The following is an 18,862-nucleotide window of genomic DNA, read 5'->3' on the forward strand; positions in this document are numbered from 1 at the left end:
CGTTACGTTCGGGGAACCCCTGTCCGGCCCGGTGGCCGGCGCTCCCGGGGAGCCATTGTTGTGCTTGCATGCGCGTTACCATCATCCTACGGCCCGGTTACAGGCTGCCGTGCGTTCAAGCCTCCAGAAGAAAGGTCACCGGCCCGTCGTTGACCAGGTGAACCTGCATGTTGGCGCCGAAACTTCCGGTGGCGACCAGCGGATGACGGGCTCGTGCCTGCTCTACCAGGTAATCGAACAGCGCGGCGCCCTGTGCCGGGGGCGCCGCGCTGGAAAAACTCGGCCGCAGACCCTTGCGGGTGTCGGCGGCCAGGGTGAACTGCGAGACCAGCAGCAGGCCGCCGCCAACATCGCCAAGAGAAAGGTTCATTTTACCTTCAATATCGGCGAACACTCGATAGTTAAGCAGCTTGTGCAACAACCGCTGGGCGCCCGGTTCGTCGTCTTGCGGCTCCACGCCGACCAGCGCCAGCAGGCCCTGATCGATGGCGCCGACGATTTCCCCGTCGACTTCGACGCGCGCCGCGCTCACCCGTTGGATCAGCGCCTTCATTCAGCCTCCGGCGGGAGGTTCAGCAGGCGTCGACCGATTTCATTGGTGGCACGCACCAGCGCATCGGCGATACCCGGCTCGCTGGCGGCGTGGCCGGCGTCGCGGATGATCTGCAGCTCGCTGTTCGGCCAGGCCTTGTGCAGCGCCCAGGCATTGTCCAGCGGGCAGACCACGTCGTAGCGGCCGTGGACGATCACGCCAGGCAGATGGGCAATGCGATGCATGTTGCTCAGCAACTGGTCCGGCTTGAGGAACGCGCCGTTGATGAAGTAGTGGTTCTCGATGCGGGCGATGGACAGTGCGCGGTGCGGATCGCTGAAGCGATCGACCACCGCCGGGTTCGGCCTCAGGGTGGCGGTGCGCCCTTCCCACACCGACCAGGCGCGCGCGGCGTGCATCTGGGCGATCTGGTCGCTGCCCACCAGGCGCTTGCGGAACGCCTGCATCAGGTCGCCGCGTTCGTCGGCGGGAATCGGTGCCAGGTAGTCCTCCCAGTAATCGGGGAACATGTGGCTGGCGCCTTCCTGGTAGAACCACTGCAGATCTTGCGGGCGGCAAAGGAAGATGCCGCGCAGGATCAAGGCATGGACGCGCTCGGGATGGGTCTGGGCGTAGGCCAGCGACAGGGTCGAACCCCAGGAGCCGCCGAACAGCACCCACTTCTCGATGCCCAGGTGCTCACGGATGCGCTCCATGTCCGCCACCAGGTTCCAGGTCGTGTTGTTGTCCAGGCTGGCGAAGGGCGTGGAGCGGCCACAGCCGCGCTGATCGAAGGTGACGATGCGGTAGAGGTTGGGATCGAAGAAGCGTCGCGACAGCGCATCGCAACCCGCACCCGGACCGCCATGCACGAACAGCACCGGCAGACCGTCCTGGGTGCCGCTCTCGTCCACATAAAGGACGTGGGGCTCTTCGACGGCCAACTGGTGGCGGGCGTAAGGCTTGATTTCCGGATACAAAAGTTGCATGGCGCACTCCCGAATCTGCACGTGCGGTCGTCCTTCGACCGGATACCATCCCTAGGTTGTCGGGCATGATACCTGCGCCCGCGAAAAACCGATAAGGAGTTCATGCAGCATGCGAAGGAAGTTGTATCTTTGCCTGTTGTTCGCCACTTGTCTGCTCGCCGGATGCGGCAGCGACACCCCGCAGGACCAGTTGGGCGACGCGGTGCGCCAACTCAAGCGCAACCTCGATGCACATGCCACCCAGGCGGTGCTGGAACAGTTGCACCCGAACTTTCGCGCCCAGGGCGGCTACGACCGCGACTGGGCGCACCGTACCCTCGGCCAGGTATTCGCCGAGCAGCAGGGGATGCGCTTCATCGCCCTGGGCAAGAGCACCCGGGTCGACCGCCTCTACGACGGCATCGGTCGCACCCAGGTGGAACTGGCGGTCACCGGCGGCGCCGGCCTGCTGCCCGAACGCCGGCGCAACCGGCCCTACAGCGTCAGCCTGGAATGGTGGCGCGACGGCTACACCTGGAAGCTGGCGAGGCTCGACTGGCGATGAATCCCCTGCAGCACCGTATCCGCGCCGCCGGCCTGCTGGTCCGCGAGCAGAGCATTCTTCTCGTGCGCCACGAAGTGGACGGCGACATCTACTGGATTCCCCCGGGCGGCGGCTTCGAGTCGCAAAGCGACCGATCGACGCGCGACACGGTGAAGCGCGAGTACCGCGAGGAAACCGGCCTGGAGGTCGAGGTCGGCCCGCTGGTCTACGTCCGCGAATTCGCCGAGCCACTGGCCGGGCGCTTCCACATGGAGCTGTTCTACCGCATCGACGCCTGGCGCGGCGAACTCAGCCTGGACAACCTGATCGGCCTGGGCGGCGACGAGCACGACATCCGCGAAGTGGCCTGGGTGGCGCGCGACGACCTGACGCGGCTGCCCTCCTTCTACCCCGCCGAATTGCTCGACGACGTCTGGGACCGCCTGGCCGCCCCCATCCCGCCGATCCGCCACCTGGGCCTGCAGGTTTGAAGCGCCGGCGCATCCTCGCCCTGCTGGCCGTGCTGATCGGCGCGCCCATGTTGCTTCCCGAGCATCCGCAGATCCCGGTACAGGGCGCGCGCAGCCGCGACTGGAATTCGCGTTCCTTCTGGTACGAGCCCTGGGGATTATCCGGCGTGCACAAGGGCATAGACATCTTCGCCGACTCCGGCACGCCGGTCGTCGCGCCCGTGTCGGGGCTGGTGCTGTACCGCGGCGAACTCAGCCTCGGCGGCAAGGTGGTGGTGCTGCTCGGCCCGAAATGGCGCCTGCACTACGTGGCGCACCTGCAGGACACGAGCGCCTCGCCGCTGGAGCCGGTCAGTCGTGGCGAAGTGCTCGGGACGGTGGGCACCAGCGGCAACGCCAATGGCCGGCCGCCGCACCTGCACTATTCAGTGCTGTCGCTGCTGCCGCGCCCCTGGGCGATGACCCGGGAAAGTCAGGGCTGGAAGAAGATGTTCTTCATCGACCCGGGTGCCTATCTCCAGGCGCCCTGACCACGGGCTTTGTAGGAGCGGATCTCATCCGCGAAATCCCAGCACCGAAGCTTCCCTGTAGGAGCGCGCCGTGCGCGCGATTCGCGGACAAGGTCCGCTTGTATGGCGTTAGGGTAGGAACCTGTCGGGGTGTGGAGGGACAAGATCCGCTTCTGCAAGCCAGACGGTAGGAGACTTCCCCCACCCACCCGCTCACGACAAGCGCCGATAAGGAATCCATCGGATTGAGTAGCCGCTCAAACCGACAATACCGGCAAGCCTGCGCCAATGTGAGCTCCCGACAGGTTGGACCATCTTCACTGTCGGAGAACCCCATGACAAGCCAAGTTCCGGTTATCGGTATCGATGTCGCCAAGGAGTCGCTGAGCCTCTGCGATACACGCTCGGGCGAGGTATTCGAACTGGCCAATGACGTCCGCACTATCAAGGCCTGGCTGAAAACCCTCCCTCCCTGCTGCGCCATCGCGATCGAAGCGACCAGCACCTATCACATGGATGTTGCGACCCTGGCGCATGCGCGGGGACATCGGATCTACGTCATCAATGGCTTTCGCCTGAGCAACTACCGCAAGGGGATTGGTGGGCGAAACAAGGATGATCGCAGCGATGCCCTGCTGCTGGCCCGTTACCTGACCCACGAACAAGCGCAACTGGAGCCTTGGCAGCCGCCGAGCAAGGCCTACTGCCGCCTGCAGACACTGCTGCATCGGCGTGCTGCACTGGTCCGTAGCGCCATCTCGTTGCGCCAGAGCTTTTCCCAGGATCGCTCCTTGGCCAAGGCGCTAAAGCCTGTTCTCAAGCAAATGGCCACACTGGAGTCACGCCTGGAGAAAGAGATTCAACAGGCGCTGCGAGAGGCTGGCCTAATGGAGCAAAGCAAGCGCTGCCAGGCCATCGAAGGGATCGGACCGCTGACGGCAGCGGCCCTGAACCTGGCATTTCTGCGGGGACGTTTTCGCAATAGCGATGCCTTCATCGCCTTTATCGGATTGGATGTGCGGCTCAAGGAGTCCGGCCGCTATAGCGGCCGACGAAAGCTGACCAAGCAAGGGGACCCTGAAATCCGTCGGCTGCTCCACAACGCGGCCATGGCGGCAGCGCGCACGCAGCGCTGGCAGGCCCTTTACCAAAGCTACCTGGCGCGCGGCCTGAAGAAGATCGAGGCCCTGACTATCCTCGCCCGCAAATTGGCCCGAATTGCCTTTGCCCTGATGCAATCCCAGACCAGCTACCAGCCTCCAAAGCAGGAGCCGTCATTGACATAGAATCTCCTACAGGTGCAGTCGATCAGCGCCCGTAACGCTCCCGCCCCCAGGCGAGGAAGCTCTCGAGCATCTGCCGCAACACCGCGCGGGTCGGGCCAGCCAGTTCCTCGCGGTAGTCGAAGGGCGCTATCTCGTTCATGTAGGTGCACTGCGACAGTTCGAGCTGCACCGCGTGCACGTCTTGTTGCGGCTGGCCGTAGTGGCGGGTGATGTGGCCGCCCTTGAAGCGACCGTTGAGCACATGGCTGTAGCCCACCGCCTCGGCGCAGACTGCCTGTAGGCGCTCGGCGATTTGCGGATCGCAGCTGGCGCCGGCGAAGGTGCCGATGTTGAAGTCCGGCAGGCGGCCGTCGAACAGGTGCGGGATGTGCGAGCGGATCGAGTGCGCATCCCACAGCAAGGCGTAGCCGAACTCGGCCTTCAGCCGCGCCAGCTCCTCTTCCAGGGTGCGGTGGTAAGGCGTCCACACTTCCGCCAGGTAGCGCGCGCGCTCTTCCTTCGACGGAGTTTGGCCTTCCTTATAAAGAGGGCGGCCGTCGAACAGGGTTTCCGGGTACAGGCCGGTGGTGGCGCTGGCGTACAGCGGCTGGTCGTCGGCCGGGCGGTTGAGGTCGATGACGTAGCGCGAATAGTTGGCCGCCAGGGTGCTGGCGCCCAGCTCCTCGGCGAAGTCGTACAGGCGCGGAATGTTCCAGTCGGTGTCGGCCAGCTCCTGCGCCTCGTCGACCAGGCCGGCGGCCACCGCCGGGGTCAGGCGCACGCCCGGGTGCGGCATGCTGATCAGCAGCGGTACGCGGCCGCGGCTGAAGCTCAGGACGTTATCCACAGGTGATTTCCTCTGCGTGGCGAATGATGCGCTTGGGCAGGTCGCCGCCGAGCCAGTAGGCCAGTTCGGCCGGGCGCTGGATGTCCCAGGCGACGAAGTCGGCGAGCTTGCCCGCTTCCAGGCTGCCGTGGTCGGCTTCCAGGCCAAGCGCACGAGCGGCGTACAGGGTCACGCCGGCCAGCGCTTCTTCCGGGGTCAGGCGGAAGGCGGTGCAGCCCATGTTCAGCATCAGGCGCAGCGACAGCGCCGGCGAGGTGCCGGGGTTGAGGTCGCTGGCCAGGGCGATGGCCACGCCGTGCTTGCGCAGCGCGTCCATCGGCGGCAGCTGGGTTTCGCGCAGGACGAAGAAGGCACCCGGCAGCAACACGGCAACGGTGCCAGCGGCGGCCATGGCAATGGCGTCTTCCTCGGTCATGTATTCCAGGTGATCGGCCGAAAGCGCCTGGTAGCGCGCCGCCAGGCTCGAACCGTGCAGCGACGACAGTTGCTCGGCGTGCAACTTGACCGGCAGGCCGAGGGCCTTGGCGGCCTTGAACACCCGATCGACCTGCGCCGGGGAGAACGCCAGGTGCTCGCAGAAGGCGTCCACCGCGTCGACCAACCCCTCGGCGGCAAGCGCCGGGAGGATTTCGCTGCAGATCAGGTCGATGTAGTCGTCGGCGCGCCCGGCGTATTCCGGCGGCAGCGCGTGGGCCGACAGGCAGGTGGTGCGCACCGTCACAGGCAGCACTTCGCCCAGGCGGCGGGCGACGCGCAGCATCTTGCGCTCGCTGGTCAGGTCCAGGCCGTAGCCGGACTTGATCTCCAGCACCGTCACGCCGTCGGCCAACAGCGGCCGGGCGCGGCGGACCGCGCTGCTCAGCAGGTCGTCCTCGCTGGCCTCGCGGGTAGCGCGCACGGTGCTGGCGATGCCGCCGCCGGCAGCGGCGATCTCGGCGTAGCTGGCGCCTTCCAGGCGCATCTCGAACTCGGCGCTACGGTCGCCGCCGAACACCAGGTGCGTGTGGCAGTCGATCAGCCCCGGCGTCAGCCAGGCGCCGTCCAGGTCGTGGCTGCGCTGCGCGTCATGTGCCGGCAGCTCGGCGCGCGGGCCGATCCAGCTGATCCGCTCGCCGTCGGTGAGGACGGCCGCATCCTCGATGATCGAGTACTTGCCGCCGACCATGGTCGCCGCGTGGCAGTTGTGCCAGAGCTGTTTCATCGTTACCTCTCGTCGTCAGGCCTGGCTCGGCAGGACCATCTGCGCCGGAACCTGGCGCTTGCTGCCGCGAGCCAGGAAGTAATAGACCAGCGCCGGCAGCGCCAGGCCGACCAGCCAGGAAATGTCCACGCCACCGAGCTTCTCGACCATCGGGCCGCTGTAGAAGGCGCTGTCGATGAACGGCATCTGAATCAGCACGCCGAAGACGTAGACGCCGATGCCGATCCAGTTCCAACGACCGTAACGGCCGTCCGGATCGCCCAGGGCCGGTACGTCGTAGCGCTCACGGGTGATGCCGTAGTAGTCCACCAGGTTGATCGCGCTCCACGGGGTGAAGAACGCCAGGAGGAACAGCAGGAAGGACTTGAACGCCGCCAGGAACGAATGCTGTCCGGCCAGCGCCAGGCCGGTGGACAGGCCGACGATGCACAGTACGAACACCAGGCGCTGGGCGCGGCTGATGGTCAGCTGGCCGCGGAAGCCGCTGATGATGGTGGCGATGCACATGAAGCTGCCGTAGGCGTTGAGAGTGGAGATGGTGGTCTTGCCCAGGATCACGCTGAAGAACAGCGCCGAAGCCAGCAGGCCGCTGGCGCCGAGACCGACGATGAAGGCCACCGGCTGGCCGGAGAAGGCCTTGCCGGCCAGCGCCGCGGCGAACACGCCGAGAACCATCGAGGCCTGCGAGCCCAGCACCGAGCCGACGCCAACGGCGAGGAAGGTCTTCAGCGACGAGGTGTGGCTCGGCAGGTAGCGCGAGTAGTCGGCGACGTAGGGGCCGAAGGCGATCTGCCAGGAGGCCGACAGCGACACCGCCAGCAGGAAGCTGCCCCAGGCAAAATGGCGGTTGTCCAGCAGCACACCGACGTCATTGGTCGACAGCAGGCGCACGAACAGATAGGCGAAGGCGGCCACGCCGATCACGCTGGCCGCCTTGCCCAGGATGTGGATGACCCGGTAGCCGCAGACGGTGAGGACCACGATCACCGCGGCGAAGATCAGGATGCCCGCTGTCTCGCTCACGCCCAGCAGGGAGCTGACAGCCTGCCCGGCAAGCACCGCACCGGTGGCGTTGAAGCCGACATACATGATGCACACCAGCACCAGCGGGATCACGGCGCCGAACACACCGAACTGCACGCGGCTGGAGATCATCTGCGGCAGGCCGAGTTTCGGCCCCTGGGCGCCGTGCAGCGCCATGACCGCGCCGCCGAAGACCTGGCCGATGAACAGGCCGATCAGCGACCAGAACACGTCGCCGCCCAGCACCACGGCCAGGGCCCCGGTGACGATGGCGGTGATCTGCAGGTTGCAGCCGAACCACAGGGTGAATTGGCTGAGCAGGCGGCCGTGCCGCTCTTTCTCGGGGATGTAGTCGATGGAACGGGTTTCGATCAGGGACTTACCAGCCATGAAGCTCTCCTCGCTCGCGGCCGTTCACGGCGACCGCGCCATTGTTTTTATGCACAGCGAATCCTGATTCCTCGCGGAGGCGGCGCAAGCACCGCCCCCTCCCCCTGCCGTCACTGGCGGGCGGCCTCCAGCACGGCTCTCGAGATGATGATCTTCTGCACTTCCGAGGTGCCCTCGAAGATCCGCAGGATGCGCGCGTCACGCACGAAGCGCTCCAGCGGCAGGTCGCGGATGTAGCCGTAGCCGCCGTGCAGTTGCAGCGCGGCATCGGTGATGAAACCGCAGGCCTCGGCAGCGAACAGCTTGGCGGTGGCCGACTCCAGGCTGAAACGCTGGCCGCTGTCGCGCCGGGCCGCAGCCTTCATGGTCAACAGGCGCGCGGCCTCGAACTGCGCGTGCATGTCGGCGATGCGCCACTGGGTGCCCTGGTAGGCGGACAACGGCTTGGGGCCGATCTGCCGCTCGTCCACCCACTTGAGCGCGTATTCCATGGCCGCGCGGGCGATGCCCAGCGACATGGCGGCGACCTCCACGCGACCGCGGTCGAGCACTTCCATCGCCGTGCGGAAACCGTGGTTTTCCTGGCCCAGCAGCGCCGACGCGGGCAGCCAGCAGTCCAGCGCCAGCTCGTAGATGGTGCTGCCGCGCAGGCCCATGGTCTTCTCCGGGTTGGAGAAGGTAACGCCCTCGGTGCCCCGGGGAATCATGAAGGCGCTGATGCCGCGGGCGCCCGCTTCCGGGTCGGTCTTGGCGTAGAGGACGATGAAGTCCGCCTCGCGGGCATTGGTGATGTAGTGCTTGCTGCCGCGAATGCGCCAGCCATCGTTCTCGCGCACGGCACGGGTACGCATGTCCGCCGGGTTGGAGCCGGCGGCCGGTTCGGTGAGGCCGAAGGCACCCAGCAGTTCGCCGCTGGCGCAGCGCGGCAGCCATTCCTGGCGCTGCGCCTCGGTGCCGCCGATGAGGATCGAGTCGGTGGCGAGGAAGTGCGCGGTCAGCGCCGAAGCGGTGGAGGCACAGGCGGCGGAGACAGCCTCGACCACCGCGCTCATCGCCAGGCTGCCGATGCCGAAGCCGCCGTACTGCTCGGGCAGGTTGATCCCCATGAAGCCCAGCTCACCCAGGGCCTTCAGGCTTTCCGCGCAGAAGCTCTCGGTTTCGTCGTAGCGTTGCGCGTTGGCCGCCAGCACTTCACGGCAGACACGCTCGGCGGCGTCGACGATGGCCTGCTCGGTGGCGTCGATTTCAAAGTTCATTCACAGCTCCAGCAACATCGTTGAGGCCGAACGCCGCATTGCCTTCGCCGAGGCGCGGCGCGCGGGCCGTGACATGGGGCTTGCGCCCGTTGAAGAACACCGGCTGCGGCACCAGCGGCGGTTCGCCGTCGCCGACGTCGAGCAGCAGTTGGCGCACCTGCGCCTGCTCGCTGCCGGTGGCCTCGGCGAGGTTCCACACCGGCGAGGCCGGCACGCCGGCGTCGAGCAGCAGGTCGCAGGCCTGCTCGACGCTGCGCTGGCCGGTCCAGGCCTCGATCTCGGCGCGCAGCGCCTGCTCGTGGCGGGTGCGCGACGGGTCGTCGGCGAAGCGCGGGTCGTCGGCCAGCTCGGCGCGCCCGATGCTTTCGCAGAAGCGCCGGAACAGCTTGTCGCTGGCCACCGCGATCACCACCAGGCCGTCGGCGGCGCGGTAGGTGTCGAAGGGCGTGGACACCGGGTGGCGGTTGCCCACCAGGCCCGGCGCGCGACCGTTGGCGAAGAGGTTGGACAGCCCGGTCATCTGCAGGCTGACCAGCACGTCGAACATGGCCACGTCGATGTACTGCGCGCTGGCGCCGCGTTCGCGGGCGAAGAGCGCGCTACTGATCGCCCAGGCCGCGTAGACCCCGGCGCAGAGATCGCCCAGGGCCTCGCCGCTGCGGGTCGGGCCCGTCTGCTCGAAGCCGGTGACGCTCATCAACCCGGACATCGCCTGCGCGACTATGTCGTAGGCCGGGCGCCGCGACAGCGGGCCGTCCTGACCGAACCCGGAGATGCTCGCGTAGATCAGCCGCGGGTTGTGCGCCTTGAGGCTGTCGAAGTCGATGCCCAGGCGCTGGGTGACGCCGGGGCGGAAGTTCTCCACCACCACGTCGGCGTCGGCCACCAGTTCGTAGAAGCGCAGCAGGTCGGCGCTGGCCTTGAAGTCCAGTTCGACGCTGCGCTTGCCGCGGTTGATCAGGCCGAAGTAGACGCTCTCGCCGTCCTTGAAGGGGCCGAGATGGCGACTGTCGTCGCCATGCCCGGGCACTTCGAACTTGATCACCTCGGCGCCCAGGTCGGCCAGCATGGCAGTGCAGTGCGGACCGGCGAGCACGCGGCTCAGGTCCAGCACCCGCACGCCCTGCAGCGGCCGTGGAGCGGGGTTATCGGTCAGGGGGTTCATCGTCCGGGCCTCACTTGCCGGTGATCATCGGCAGGTTCAGGCCCTGCTCCTTGGCGCAGTCGATGGCGATCTGGTAACCGGCATCGGCATGGCGCATGACGCCGGTCGCAGGGTCGTTGGTCAGCACGCGGGCGATGCGCGCGGCGGCCTCGTCGGTGCCGTCGCAGACGATCACCACGCCGGAGTGCTGGGAGAAGCCCATGCCCACGCCGCCGCCATGGTGCAGCGAAACCCAGGTGGCGCCGCTGGCGGTGTTCAGCAGGGCGTTGAGCAGCGGCCAGTCGGAGACGGCGTCGGAGCCGTCCTGCATGGCCTCGGTTTCACGGTTGGGGCTGGCCACCGAGCCGGAGTCCAGGTGGTCGCGGCCGATCACCACCGGCGCGGACAGCTCGCCGGAGCGGACCATCTCGTTGAACGCCAGGCCCAGCTTGGCGCGCAGGCCCAGGCCGACCCAGCAGATGCGCGCCGGCAGGCCCTGGAAGCTGATGCGCTCGCGGGCCATGTCCAGCCAGCGGTGCAGGTGGGCGTCGTCCGGGATCAGTTCCTTGACCTTGGCGTCGGTCTTGTAGATGTCTTCCGGATTGCCCGACAGCGCGGCCCAGCGGAACGGACCGACGCCACGGCAGAACAGCGGGCGGATATAGGCCGGGACGAAGCCGGGGAAGTCGAAGGCGTTGGCCACGCCCTCTTCCTTGGCCATCTGGCGGATGTTGTTGCCGTAGTCGAAGGTCGGTACGCCCTGCTTCTGGAAGTCGAGCATGGCTTTCACGTGGACGGCCATGGACTGCTTGGCGGCTTTCACCACGGCAGCCGGATCGGTCTTGGCGCGGTCGCGGTACTGGTCCCAGGTCCAGCCGATCGGCAGGTAGCCGTTGAGCGGGTCGTGGGCGGAGGTCTGGTCGGTGACCATGTCCGGACGCACGCCACGGCGCACCAGTTCCGGCAGGATCTCGGCAGCGTTGCCGTGCAGGGCGATGGAGATGGCCTTGCCTTCGGCGGTGTACTTGGCGATGCGCGCCAGGGCGTCGTCCAGGTCGGTGGCCTGCTCGTCGACGTAACGGGTCTTCAGGCGGAAGTCGATGCGGCTCTGCTGGCACTCGATGTTCAGCGAGCAGGCGCCGGCAAGGGTCGCGGCCAGCGGCTGGGCGCCGCCCATGCCACCGAGGCCGGCGGTGAGCACCCAGCGACCGGTCAGGTTGCCGTTGTAGTGCTGGCGACCGGCTTCGACGAAGGTTTCGAAGGTGCCCTGGACGATGCCCTGGCTGCCGATGTAGATCCAGGAGCCGGCGGTCATCTGGCCGTACATGGCCAGGCCCTTGGCATCCAGTTCGTTGAAGTGTTCCCAGGTCGCCCAGTGCGGCACCAGGTTGGAGTTGGCGATCAGCACGCGCGGGGCGTCGCGGTGGGTCTTGAACACGCCGACCGGCTTGCCGGATTGCACCAGCAGGGTCTCGTCGTCGTTCAGCTCTTTAAGGGTGGCGACGATCTTGTCGTAGCACTCCCAGTTGCGCGCGGCGCGGCCGATGCCGCCGTACACCACCAGTTCCTTCGGGTTTTCGGCGACATCCGGGTCGAGGTTGTTCATCAGCATGCGCAGCGGCGCTTCGGTCAGCCAGCTCTTGGCATTCAGCTGGGTGCCGCGCGGGGCACGGATTTCGACATCGCGGAATTTGGTGTTCGAGTTGCTCACGGGATGGCTCCTGACTCGGGTGACTGTTGGGCCTTCTAGGCGACCGGGTTAGCGGTGCGGCCGCCTGGACGTCCGCACACATATCTACTTGTACATACAAGCATATGCATGACTAGGGCCAACATGGCAGGACAGGCTGCGAAAAAATTCACCCAGCCTGTCTAGCACGCGGCCAGCGGGGATTTCAGGGCCGACGAAGACAGCCCGATGGACGAGGATGCAAGGCGCCCAAGGTGTTACCCAGCCCTACAGCGGTGACACTTTCTGGAGCATGACGCCCCATTGCGGGGCGAACCGGTAACAGACAATTACTTGCCTTCCTGCATGAGCAGCCCCCTTGGCCCCCACAGGCGCCATCGCCCTGGCGCAGGCTCGACCAGCGTATCTGTATATACAGCTACAACAGCACGAACCTTCCCTCTTCAGCGGCTCGCCTTCGCGCCACCGCTGCGCCCGCGCGCATCCGCTCAGCCTGAGCAGGCGCTACACAGGCCGCCGCACGCGCTGGCACTTTCGGTGACACCCCGGCGCCGCACCGGAGCCCGCCGATTCCGGCGCAGCGCTCTAGCCCGCCGCCGGGCATTTCCTGGCCCACTAATTGCCTAGCTGTATATACAGGCATGTATGCCACCGACATCCCCTCGCGGCAGAGTCCGCCCCCACTGCCAGGTAACACTTCCATGACCAACAGCGTCCGCATCCTTCCCGGCCACTTCACCCTCGACCAGCTGCGTCAGATCCACCAGCAGGGCGCCCACTTCGATCTCGATCACAGCTGCCTCGTCGCCGTCCAAGCCAGCCAGCGCACGGTCCACGAGATCATCGCCAACCAACGCACCGTGTACGGCATCAACACCGGCTTCGGCCTGCTGGCGCGCACCTCCATCCCTGGCGACCAGCTGACCAAGCTGCAGCGCAACCTGCTGCTGTCGCACTGCACCGGCACCGGCCCGCTGCTCGACGACGCCACCGTCGGCCTGATCATGGCGCTGAAGGCGGCCTCGCTGGCGCGCGGCTTCTCCGGCGTGCGCTGGGAAGTCATCGAGGGGCTGCGCAAGCTGCACCAGGCCGGGGTCTTCCCGTGCATTCCGTCGCAAGGTTCGGTGGGCGCCTCGGGCGACCTGGCGCCGCTGGCGCACATGTCCGCCGTGCTGATCGGCGTTGGCCAGGTGCGTCATGAAGGGCGCATCCTCGAGGCGGTCGAAGGCCTGGCCATCGCCGGCCTGGAACCCTTGGAGCTGGGGCCGAAGGAAGGCCTGGCGCTGATCAATGGCACCCAGGTATCCACCGCCCTCGCCCTGCGTGGCCTGTTCGCCGCCGAGAAGCTGTTCTCCGCTGCGGTAGTCGCCGGCAGCCTGACCGTCGAGGCGCTGAAAGGCTCCTACGTACCCTTCGACGCACGCATCCAGGCGGTGCGCGGCCAACCCGGGCAGATCGACGTGGCCGCGCTCTACCGCGGCCTGCTGCACGACAGCCAGATCAACCAGTCGCACATCCACTGCAAGCGCGTGCAGGACCCGTACTCGCTGCGCTGCCAGCCGCAGGTGATGGGCGCCTGCCTCGACCACCTGCGCTTCGCCGCCGGCGTGTTCCTGCGCGAGGCCAATGCGGTTTCCGATAACCCGCTGGTGTTCAGCGCCGATGGCGACGTGCTCTCCGGCGGCAACTTCCACGCCGAGCCGGTAGCCATGGCCGCCGACGTGCTGGCCCTGGCGATCGCCGAGATCGGTGCGCTGTCCGAGCGCCGCGTGGCGCAGCTGGTCGATCCGGCGCTGTCGGGCCTGCCGGCATTCCTGGTGCGCGAGGGCGGGCTGAACTCCGGCTTCATGATCGCCCAGGTCACCACCGCGGCCCTGGCCTCGGAAAACAAGACCCTGGCGCACCCCGCCTCGGTGGACAGCCTGCCGACTTCGGCGAACCAGGAGGACCACGTGTCCATGGCCACCTTCGCCGCGCGCCGCCTGCTGGACATGGCCGGCAACAGCTCGGCGGTGGTCGCCGTGGAGCTGCTCGCCGCGGCCCAGGGCGTGGACTTCCACCTGCCGCTGCAGACCTCGCCGAAGCTGGTCCAGGTAATGAACATGATCCGCGCCGAGGTACCGGGCTACGACGAGGACCGCTACTTCGCCCCGGACATCGCCGCCGCGCGCGCCTGGGTCGAGGGCGGCGCCTTCGCCCGCTGGCTGCAGCCCGACGCGCTGTACGCCTGAGCCCGCACCGGCCAGGGGCGCGAAGCGGGTTACACTCGCCGACCGCCCCGCCCGATTCGCCGCAGCCACGGAGCCGTTGCGCCATGAATGCCAAGTCCACCGCCCCGCAAGCCCTGTACCGCCAGGCCAAGTCCTACGTCGAGGACCGGCTGCGCTCCGGCGAGTGGCAGCCCGGCGACCTGATTCCCTCGGAGAACCGCCTGGTGACGGAGCTGGGCATGTCGCGCATGACGGTAAACCGCGCGCTCCGCGAGCTGACCGCCGAGGGGCGCCTGGTGCGCCTCTCCGGCGTCGGCACCTTCGTCGCCGACCGCAAGCCGCAGTCGAACCTGCTGATGATCGCCAACCTCGCCGACGAGGTCCGCGCCCGCGGCCACACCTACGAATGCCGGCTGATCACCCTGACCCGCGAGGCGGCCTCGATGCCGGTCGCGGCCGCGCTGTCACTGCCCACAGGCAGCTCGGTGTTCCACGTCACCTGCGTGCACTGCGAGGAAGGCGTGCCGGTGCAACTGGAAGACCGCTACGTGAATCCCGAGCTGATTCCGGAGCTGCTGCTGCAAAGGTTCGACAACGACCTGCAGCCGTCCCAGTACCTGCTTAACACCATCGCACCGGACGAGATGGAGCACATCGTCGACGCCGTGCTGCCCACACCGGCGGAAGCGGAACTGCTCGAACTGGAAGGCAACGAACCCTGCCTGGTGCTGATGCGCCGGACCTGGGTGCAGAACAAGGCGGTGACCTATGTGCGCTTCGTCCACCCGTCGTCGCGCTACCGCCTGGGCAGCCGCATGCCGGTGAACGGTGTCAATCGCGCGGGATAGCGCCAGACCCGCCCGGCGTAGGAGCGGATCTCATCCGCGAAAACCCTCGCGCCGATCCACCCGTAGGGCGCATAACCGCGTTCGCGGTTATGCGCCGCCAACCGGTACGACCACGGCGGATAACCCCTTCGGGGTTATTCGCCCTACGGGGTCGGAATTCGTGCCGTACGGTGGAAGCGCGGCGCGAAATCAGCCCCGCGCGCTGAGCTCGATCAAGCAGCAATTCACCGGCCCGTCCGACTCCAGGCACAGTTCGGCGAGCCCATCGACGCCTTCGACGCGCAGGCAATCGTGCTGCCCGAGCACACCGCAGTCATGCCCGTCGAGGCTGACGCGCAGGCCATCGCCGCAACTGAACAGCAGCCAGACGCCAGGCGAGGAGAACAGCCGCTGTTCGCCATCGACGCGCAGCCATTGCAGGCGCGCGTCGTAGCGGGCCGGCGAGTAGATCAGGTTGAAGTCGCGGATCGCTCCGCCCAGCAGGGTGCAGTGCACGCGGCTGTCGCCGCTGAAGGCGAAGGGATCGAGTGGCAGCAGCGGCCGCGAGTCCACGCCATCGACGCACAGGGACATGCCGGCGCCTTCGAGCACCGTGATGACCCGCTGGTAGCCGTTGAAGGCCGAGAAACCGCCGGACTCGCCGACGTCGGCGATCGACAGGCGCCAGCCGAAGCCCTCTAGCCCCGCGCCATCGTCGCGGGTGATCTCCAGGGTGGTCCCCGCCCCGTTCTTCCAGGGCATGCGGGGATAGTCCGCGGCGCGCAGCAGGTCGATCATTGTTCGAATTTCCCCTCGAGTCGGTAACGGGTGCCCGGATACAGCAGGCGGGTGCTGGACACCACCTGACGGCCGGACCAGGTGCGACGACGGATCAGCAGGCAGGGCTCGCCGCGCTCGATCTTCAGCAGCTTGCATTCGGCGGCCGTGGCCAGCACGGCTTCGACCACGTGCTCGCCCTCGGTCATCGGCGCCAGCGCCATCAGGTACGCGTTGGGCGTGTCGCGGGTGAAGTCCTGATCCAGGTAGTGCGGCGCGACCTGCGGATTGACGTAGCGCTCCTCTATCTGCACCGGCACGCCGTTCTCGAAGTGCACCAGCAGCGAGTGGAAGAGGCGCTGGCCTTCGCGCAGGTCCAGGGCCATGGCGCGCTCCGGCGTCGCCTTGACCTCATCGAGGACGATGACCTCGGCGCGGTGGCTGTGGCCACGGCTGGCGATCTCGTCGGCGATGTTGTGCACCTCGAACAGCGCCGCCTGGCCCTTGGGTTCGGCGACGAAGGTACCCACGCCCTGCATGCGCACCAGCAGGCCATCGGCGGTCAGCTCGCGCAGCGCGCGGTTGATGGTCATGCGGCTGAAGCCCAGCTCGGCGACCAGCTCGCTCTCGGAGGGCACCCGGTGATGCGCCGGCCAGGCGCCGCTGGTGATCTGCTGGGTGATCATCTGCTTGACCCGCGCGTACAGCGGCGCCGGCGTTTCCCCGAGCTGCGCAGCCAGCGGCGTGGACGAAGGGTGTGAATTCGGCATCGGAGCGCTCCTTGGCGGGATGACCTCAACGGCAGTTTACGCAGCCCATGAACGTCTGTATATGTATATACAAATAAATCCATGCGTGCAGGAGCATGATTATGCCCGCCTATTACGCCGAACGCGCCCTCCTCCCCACGGGCTGGGCCGACGCCGTCCGCTTCGAGGTTTCCGCCCAGGGGCTGATCGCCCAGGTCCAGGTAGGCGCCAGCGCCGAAGGCGCGCAACGCCTCGCCGGCCCGGTGCTGCCGGGCATGCCGAACCTGCACTCGCACGCTTTCCAGCGCGCCATGGCCGGCCTCGCCGAAGTGGCGGGCAACCCCAACGACAGCTTCTGGACCTGGCGCGAGCTGATGTACCGCCTGGTCGGCCGCATCACCCCGGAACAGCTGGAGGTCATCGCCCGCCAGCTGTACATCGAGATGCTCAAGGCCGGCTACACCGGCGTCGCCGAATTCCACTACGTGCACCACGACGGCAACGGCCGCCCCTACGCCAACCCGGCGGAGCTGTCGTTGCGCATCAGCCAGGCCGCCCGCGAAGCTGGTATCGGCCTGACCCTGCTGCCGGTGCTCTACTCCCATTCCGGCTTCGGCGGCCAGGCCCCGAGCGAGGGGCAGCGGCGCTTCATCAACGGCACCGACGCCTACCTCGACCTGCAGGCGAACCTGCGCAGCCGTCTTGCCGGGCAGCCGGCGCAACGTGTCGGCCTGTGCTTCCACTCGCTGCGCGCGGTGACCCCGCAACAGATCACCGACGTGCTGGAGTCGGACTTCAGCGAAGGGCCGATCCACATTCACATCGCCGAGCAACAGAAGGAAGTCGATGACTGCCTGGCCTGGAGCGGCCGCCGCCCGCTGCAGTGGCTGTACGACAACATCGAAGTGGACGAGCGCTGGTGCCTGGTCCACGCGACCCACGCGGTAGCCGACGAAGTCCGCGCGATGGCCGCGAGTCGAGCGGTCGCCGGCCTGTGCCTGACCACCGAAGCCAACCTCGGCGACGGCATCTTCCCGGCGGTGGATTTCCTCGCCCAGGGCGGCCGCCTGGGCATCGGTTCGGACAGCCACGTCTCGCTCAGCGTGGTCGAGGAACTGCGCTGGCTGGAGTACGGCCAGCGCCTGCGCGACCAGCGCCGCAACCGCCTTTACCGCGAGAAGCAGCCGAACGTCGGCCAGACCCTCTACGAAGCCTCGCTGCTCGGCGGCGCCCAGGCCCTCGGCCAGCCGGTGGGCCAGCTCGCCGAAGGCCAGCGCGCCGACCTGCTGGTGCTCGACGGCCACGATCCCTACCTGGCGACCGCGGGGAACGACGCCCTGCTCAACCGCTGGCTGTTCGCCGGTGGCGACCGCCAGGTGCGCGACGTGATGGTCAACGGCCAATGGGTGGTGCGCGAACGCCGCCACGCGCTGGAAGAAAGCAGCGCCGAGGAATTCACCACGGTGCTGCGCCAACTGCTGGGCTGATCGACACACACCTGTAGGAGCGAGCTTGCTCGCGAACCAACCCCGCTGCGGGGCCTTTCGCGAGCAAGCTCGCTCCTACGAAGAGCCCCATATGCAAAACGCCCCTTTCGGGGCGTTTTGCATTTCAGGGCTTGCCGATGGCGCTGTCGTCGCTGCGCCAGATCAGGTCGGCAGTGTCGTAGCCGCGCCGGTTGGCCTCGGCCAGCAGGCGCCGCAGGACGGGCTCGGGCAGGCTCGGCTGGCGCGACAGCAGCCAGAGGTAGTCGCGGTCGCGGCTGCCGACCAGCGCGGTCTGGTAGGCCGCATCGACGTAGAGCACCTGGTAGTCGCCGCGCACCAGGTCGGGGAAGAGCCGCGTCGGCCAGTTATCGAAGCGCACCCAGAAGGCGTCGGTGCGGCCGGGCACCTGTGGCGTCGCCGTGCCGACCACCTGCTTCCAACTGCCGTCGTCCGTGCGGCAGCGATTGAGCACCTCGAGGCTGCCGTCGGCGCGCAGGCTGTAGTGCGCCTCCGATTGCCGGCAGGCGCGCTGGAAGATCATCGGCTTGCGCGCCAGCTCGTACCAGGTGCCCTGGTAGCGCTGCGGATCGACTTGGACCGTGGCCGGCGGCTCGGGCGAGTGTCCGGCGCAACCGGCCAGCGCGGCGCCCAGCACAAGCAGTGTCAGGGCGCGCATGTCACTTGAGTCCTTCGCCGGAGAACATCAGCACCTTGTCGCCGGCGTACTGCACGCTGATGTAGGTTTTCTGGTCGCCCCAGGTGCAGCTGGCGAAGCCCAGCGCGCCGGCGCACTCGGTGGGCTTGCCGAGCAGCTTCTCGACGTCCGCCTTGGTCATGCCGGCCTGGAGCTTGGAATAGTTTTCCTGGTTGATCTTGCTGCAGGCGCTGATGGCGATGCAGAGAGCAAGCAGGGCGATACGGCGGAAGGTCATGGGCAACTCCTTGGCAGATGGGGGCCGCCGGTCAATCTTGG

General features: G+C 67.4%; 19 protein-coding genes. 7 read left to right on the forward strand and 12 right to left on the reverse strand.

The window, feature by feature from the left end; translation table 11 throughout:
- Nucleotides 1-115: 115 nt before the first annotated feature.
- Nucleotides 116-553 (reverse strand): D-aminoacyl-tRNA deacylase, encoded by a 438-nt coding sequence (gene dtd, locus PKB_RS26530; RefSeq protein WP_043255993.1) that lies wholly within the window; start codon nucleotides 551-553, stop codon nucleotides 116-118.
- The gene (gene pip, locus PKB_RS26535) at nucleotides 550-1,521 is read right to left on the reverse strand and encodes a prolyl aminopeptidase (RefSeq protein WP_043255995.1); all 972 of its coding nucleotides are present in this window, start codon (nucleotides 1,519-1,521) and stop codon (nucleotides 550-552) included. Before pip ends, dtd begins: the two co-directional genes overlap by 4 nt.
- A 109-nt stretch (nucleotides 1,522-1,630) precedes the next feature.
- Between pip and PKB_RS26540 the strand changes: the two genes are divergently transcribed.
- The 4 genes from PKB_RS26540 to PKB_RS26555 all read left to right on the forward strand — a co-directional run bounded on the left by PKB_RS26540 (nucleotide 1,631) and on the right by PKB_RS26555 (nucleotide 4,309).
- Nucleotides 1,631-2,065 carry a hypothetical protein gene (locus tag PKB_RS26540; RefSeq protein ID WP_052355395.1) on the forward strand — a complete coding sequence of 145 codons (435 nt, stop codon included), beginning with the start codon at nucleotides 1,631-1,633 and terminating at the stop codon, nucleotides 2,063-2,065.
- Entirely contained in the window at nucleotides 2,062-2,535 is a 474-nt protein-coding gene (locus tag PKB_RS26545; protein ID WP_043255999.1) for an NUDIX domain-containing protein, read from the forward strand. The genes PKB_RS26540 and PKB_RS26545 overlap by 4 nt, the downstream gene beginning before the upstream one ends.
- A gap of 47 nt (nucleotides 2,536-2,582) precedes the next feature.
- A complete protein-coding gene (locus PKB_RS26550; protein ID WP_084166843.1) occupies nucleotides 2,583-3,044 on the forward strand; it encodes a M23 family metallopeptidase in 462 nt (153 codons plus the stop codon).
- Nucleotides 3,045-3,358: 314 nt separating this feature from the next.
- Nucleotides 3,359-4,309, forward strand: coding sequence for an IS110 family transposase (locus PKB_RS26555; protein ID WP_043248478.1), 951 nt, complete (start codon nucleotides 3,359-3,361; stop codon nucleotides 4,307-4,309).
- Between the two features lie 22 nt (nucleotides 4,310-4,331).
- Here the strand turns inward: PKB_RS26555 and hutG are convergent, their stop codons facing one another.
- The 6 genes from hutG to hutU form a co-directional block, all read right to left on the reverse strand.
- The gene (gene hutG / locus PKB_RS26560) at nucleotides 4,332-5,135 is read right to left on the reverse strand and encodes an N-formylglutamate deformylase (RefSeq protein ID WP_043256003.1); all 804 of its coding nucleotides are present in this window, start codon (nucleotides 5,133-5,135) and stop codon (nucleotides 4,332-4,334) included.
- The gene (gene hutI / locus PKB_RS26565) at nucleotides 5,128-6,336 is read right to left on the reverse strand and encodes an imidazolonepropionase (protein ID WP_043256005.1); all 1,209 of its coding nucleotides are present in this window, start codon (nucleotides 6,334-6,336) and stop codon (nucleotides 5,128-5,130) included. The genes hutG and hutI overlap by 8 nt, the downstream gene beginning before the upstream one ends.
- Before the next feature lie 15 nt (nucleotides 6,337-6,351).
- Complete coding sequence (locus PKB_RS26570) at nucleotides 6,352-7,749, reverse strand: purine-cytosine permease family protein (RefSeq protein ID WP_043256007.1); 1,398 nt, start codon at nucleotides 7,747-7,749, stop codon at nucleotides 6,352-6,354.
- Between the two features lie 110 nt (nucleotides 7,750-7,859).
- Nucleotides 7,860-9,005 (reverse strand): acyl-CoA dehydrogenase family protein, encoded by a 1,146-nt coding sequence (locus PKB_RS26575; protein ID WP_043256009.1) that lies wholly within the window; start codon nucleotides 9,003-9,005, stop codon nucleotides 7,860-7,862.
- Nucleotides 8,995-10,170: a CaiB/BaiF CoA transferase family protein gene (locus PKB_RS26580; RefSeq protein ID WP_043256011.1), complete on the reverse strand. Its 1,176-nt coding sequence runs from the start codon at nucleotides 10,168-10,170 to the stop codon at nucleotides 8,995-8,997. The genes PKB_RS26575 and PKB_RS26580 overlap by 11 nt, the downstream gene beginning before the upstream one ends.
- Nucleotides 10,171-10,180: 10 nt before the next feature.
- The gene (hutU, locus tag PKB_RS26585) at nucleotides 10,181-11,860 is read right to left on the reverse strand and encodes a urocanate hydratase (RefSeq protein WP_043256026.1); all 1,680 of its coding nucleotides are present in this window, start codon (nucleotides 11,858-11,860) and stop codon (nucleotides 10,181-10,183) included.
- A gap of 680 nt (nucleotides 11,861-12,540) precedes the next feature.
- Between hutU and hutH the strand changes: the two genes are divergently transcribed.
- Together hutH and hutC (PKB_RS26595) are read left to right on the forward strand one after the other, a co-directional pair.
- Complete coding sequence (gene hutH, locus PKB_RS26590) at nucleotides 12,541-14,070, forward strand: histidine ammonia-lyase (RefSeq protein WP_043256028.1); 1,530 nt, start codon at nucleotides 12,541-12,543, stop codon at nucleotides 14,068-14,070.
- A gap of 83 nt (nucleotides 14,071-14,153) precedes the next feature.
- Nucleotides 14,154-14,897 carry a histidine utilization repressor gene (gene hutC, locus PKB_RS26595; protein ID WP_043256030.1) on the forward strand — a complete coding sequence of 248 codons (744 nt, stop codon included), beginning with the start codon at nucleotides 14,154-14,156 and terminating at the stop codon, nucleotides 14,895-14,897.
- A gap of 189 nt (nucleotides 14,898-15,086) precedes the next feature.
- Here hutC (PKB_RS26595) and PKB_RS26600 read toward each other — a convergent pair whose 3' ends face one another.
- Nucleotides 15,087-15,674 carry a HutD/Ves family protein gene (locus PKB_RS26600; RefSeq protein WP_043256032.1) on the reverse strand — a complete coding sequence of 196 codons (588 nt, stop codon included), beginning with the start codon at nucleotides 15,672-15,674 and terminating at the stop codon, nucleotides 15,087-15,089.
- A complete protein-coding gene (gene hutC, locus PKB_RS26605) occupies nucleotides 15,671-16,423 on the reverse strand; it encodes a histidine utilization repressor (protein WP_043256033.1) in 753 nt (250 codons plus the stop codon). The genes PKB_RS26600 and hutC (PKB_RS26605) overlap by 4 nt, the downstream gene beginning before the upstream one ends.
- A gap of 101 nt (nucleotides 16,424-16,524) precedes the next feature.
- On the opposite strand from hutC (PKB_RS26605), the gene PKB_RS26610 reads away from it, so the two are divergent.
- Entirely contained in the window at nucleotides 16,525-17,889 is a 1,365-nt protein-coding gene (locus PKB_RS26610) for a formimidoylglutamate deiminase (protein WP_043256035.1), read from the forward strand.
- A 124-nt stretch (nucleotides 17,890-18,013) separates the two neighbouring features.
- On the opposite strand, the gene PKB_RS26615 is transcribed toward PKB_RS26610, so the two are convergent.
- Together PKB_RS26615 and bamE are read right to left on the reverse strand one after the other, a co-directional pair.
- On the reverse strand, nucleotides 18,014-18,565 hold the full coding sequence (locus tag PKB_RS26615; protein ID WP_043256036.1) for a lipocalin family protein: 552 nt from the start codon (nucleotides 18,563-18,565) through the stop codon (nucleotides 18,014-18,016).
- A gap of 1 nt (nucleotide 18,566) precedes the next feature.
- The gene (bamE, locus tag PKB_RS26620; protein ID WP_043256038.1) at nucleotides 18,567-18,821 is read right to left on the reverse strand and encodes an outer membrane protein assembly factor BamE domain-containing protein; all 255 of its coding nucleotides are present in this window, start codon (nucleotides 18,819-18,821) and stop codon (nucleotides 18,567-18,569) included.
- Nucleotides 18,822-18,862 lie beyond the last annotated feature (41 nt).

This window comes from Pseudomonas knackmussii B13, from assembly GCF_000689415.1.
GTDB lineage: Bacteria > Pseudomonadota > Gammaproteobacteria > Pseudomonadales > Pseudomonadaceae > Pseudomonas > Pseudomonas knackmussii.

Excerpts from the sequence above, each read along its gene's own strand:
- dtd (WP_043255993.1), bottom strand. The coding sequence starts at position 553 with ATGAAGGCGCTGATCCAACGGGTGAGCGCGGCGCGCGTCGAAGTCGAC.
- pip (WP_043255995.1), bottom strand. The coding sequence starts at position 1,521 with ATGCAACTTTTGTATCCGGAAATCAAGCCTTACGCCCGCCACCAGTTG.
- PKB_RS26540 (WP_052355395.1), top strand. The coding sequence starts at position 1,631 with ATGCGAAGGAAGTTGTATCTTTGCCTGTTGTTCGCCACTTGTCTGCTC.
- PKB_RS26545 (WP_043255999.1), top strand. The coding sequence starts at position 2,062 with ATGAATCCCCTGCAGCACCGTATCCGCGCCGCCGGCCTGCTGGTCCGC.
- PKB_RS26550 (WP_084166843.1), top strand. The coding sequence starts at position 2,583 with ATGTTGCTTCCCGAGCATCCGCAGATCCCGGTACAGGGCGCGCGCAGC.
- PKB_RS26555 (WP_043248478.1), top strand. The coding sequence starts at position 3,359 with ATGACAAGCCAAGTTCCGGTTATCGGTATCGATGTCGCCAAGGAGTCG.
- hutI (WP_043256005.1), bottom strand. The coding sequence starts at position 6,336 with ATGAAACAGCTCTGGCACAACTGCCACGCGGCGACCATGGTCGGCGGC.
- PKB_RS26570 (WP_043256007.1), bottom strand. The coding sequence starts at position 7,749 with ATGGCTGGTAAGTCCCTGATCGAAACCCGTTCCATCGACTACATCCCC.
- PKB_RS26575 (WP_043256009.1), bottom strand. The coding sequence starts at position 9,005 with ATGAACTTTGAAATCGACGCCACCGAGCAGGCCATCGTCGACGCCGCC.
- PKB_RS26580 (WP_043256011.1), bottom strand. The coding sequence starts at position 10,170 with ATGAACCCCCTGACCGATAACCCCGCTCCACGGCCGCTGCAGGGCGTG.
- hutH (WP_043256028.1), top strand. The coding sequence starts at position 12,541 with ATGACCAACAGCGTCCGCATCCTTCCCGGCCACTTCACCCTCGACCAG.
- hutC (WP_043256030.1), top strand. The coding sequence starts at position 14,154 with ATGAATGCCAAGTCCACCGCCCCGCAAGCCCTGTACCGCCAGGCCAAG.
- PKB_RS26600 (WP_043256032.1), bottom strand. The coding sequence starts at position 15,674 with ATGATCGACCTGCTGCGCGCCGCGGACTATCCCCGCATGCCCTGGAAG.
- hutC (WP_043256033.1), bottom strand. The coding sequence starts at position 16,423 with ATGCCGAATTCACACCCTTCGTCCACGCCGCTGGCTGCGCAGCTCGGG.
- PKB_RS26610 (WP_043256035.1), top strand. The coding sequence starts at position 16,525 with ATGCCCGCCTATTACGCCGAACGCGCCCTCCTCCCCACGGGCTGGGCC.
- PKB_RS26615 (WP_043256036.1), bottom strand. The coding sequence starts at position 18,565 with ATGCGCGCCCTGACACTGCTTGTGCTGGGCGCCGCGCTGGCCGGTTGC.
- bamE (WP_043256038.1), bottom strand. The coding sequence starts at position 18,821 with ATGACCTTCCGCCGTATCGCCCTGCTTGCTCTCTGCATCGCCATCAGC.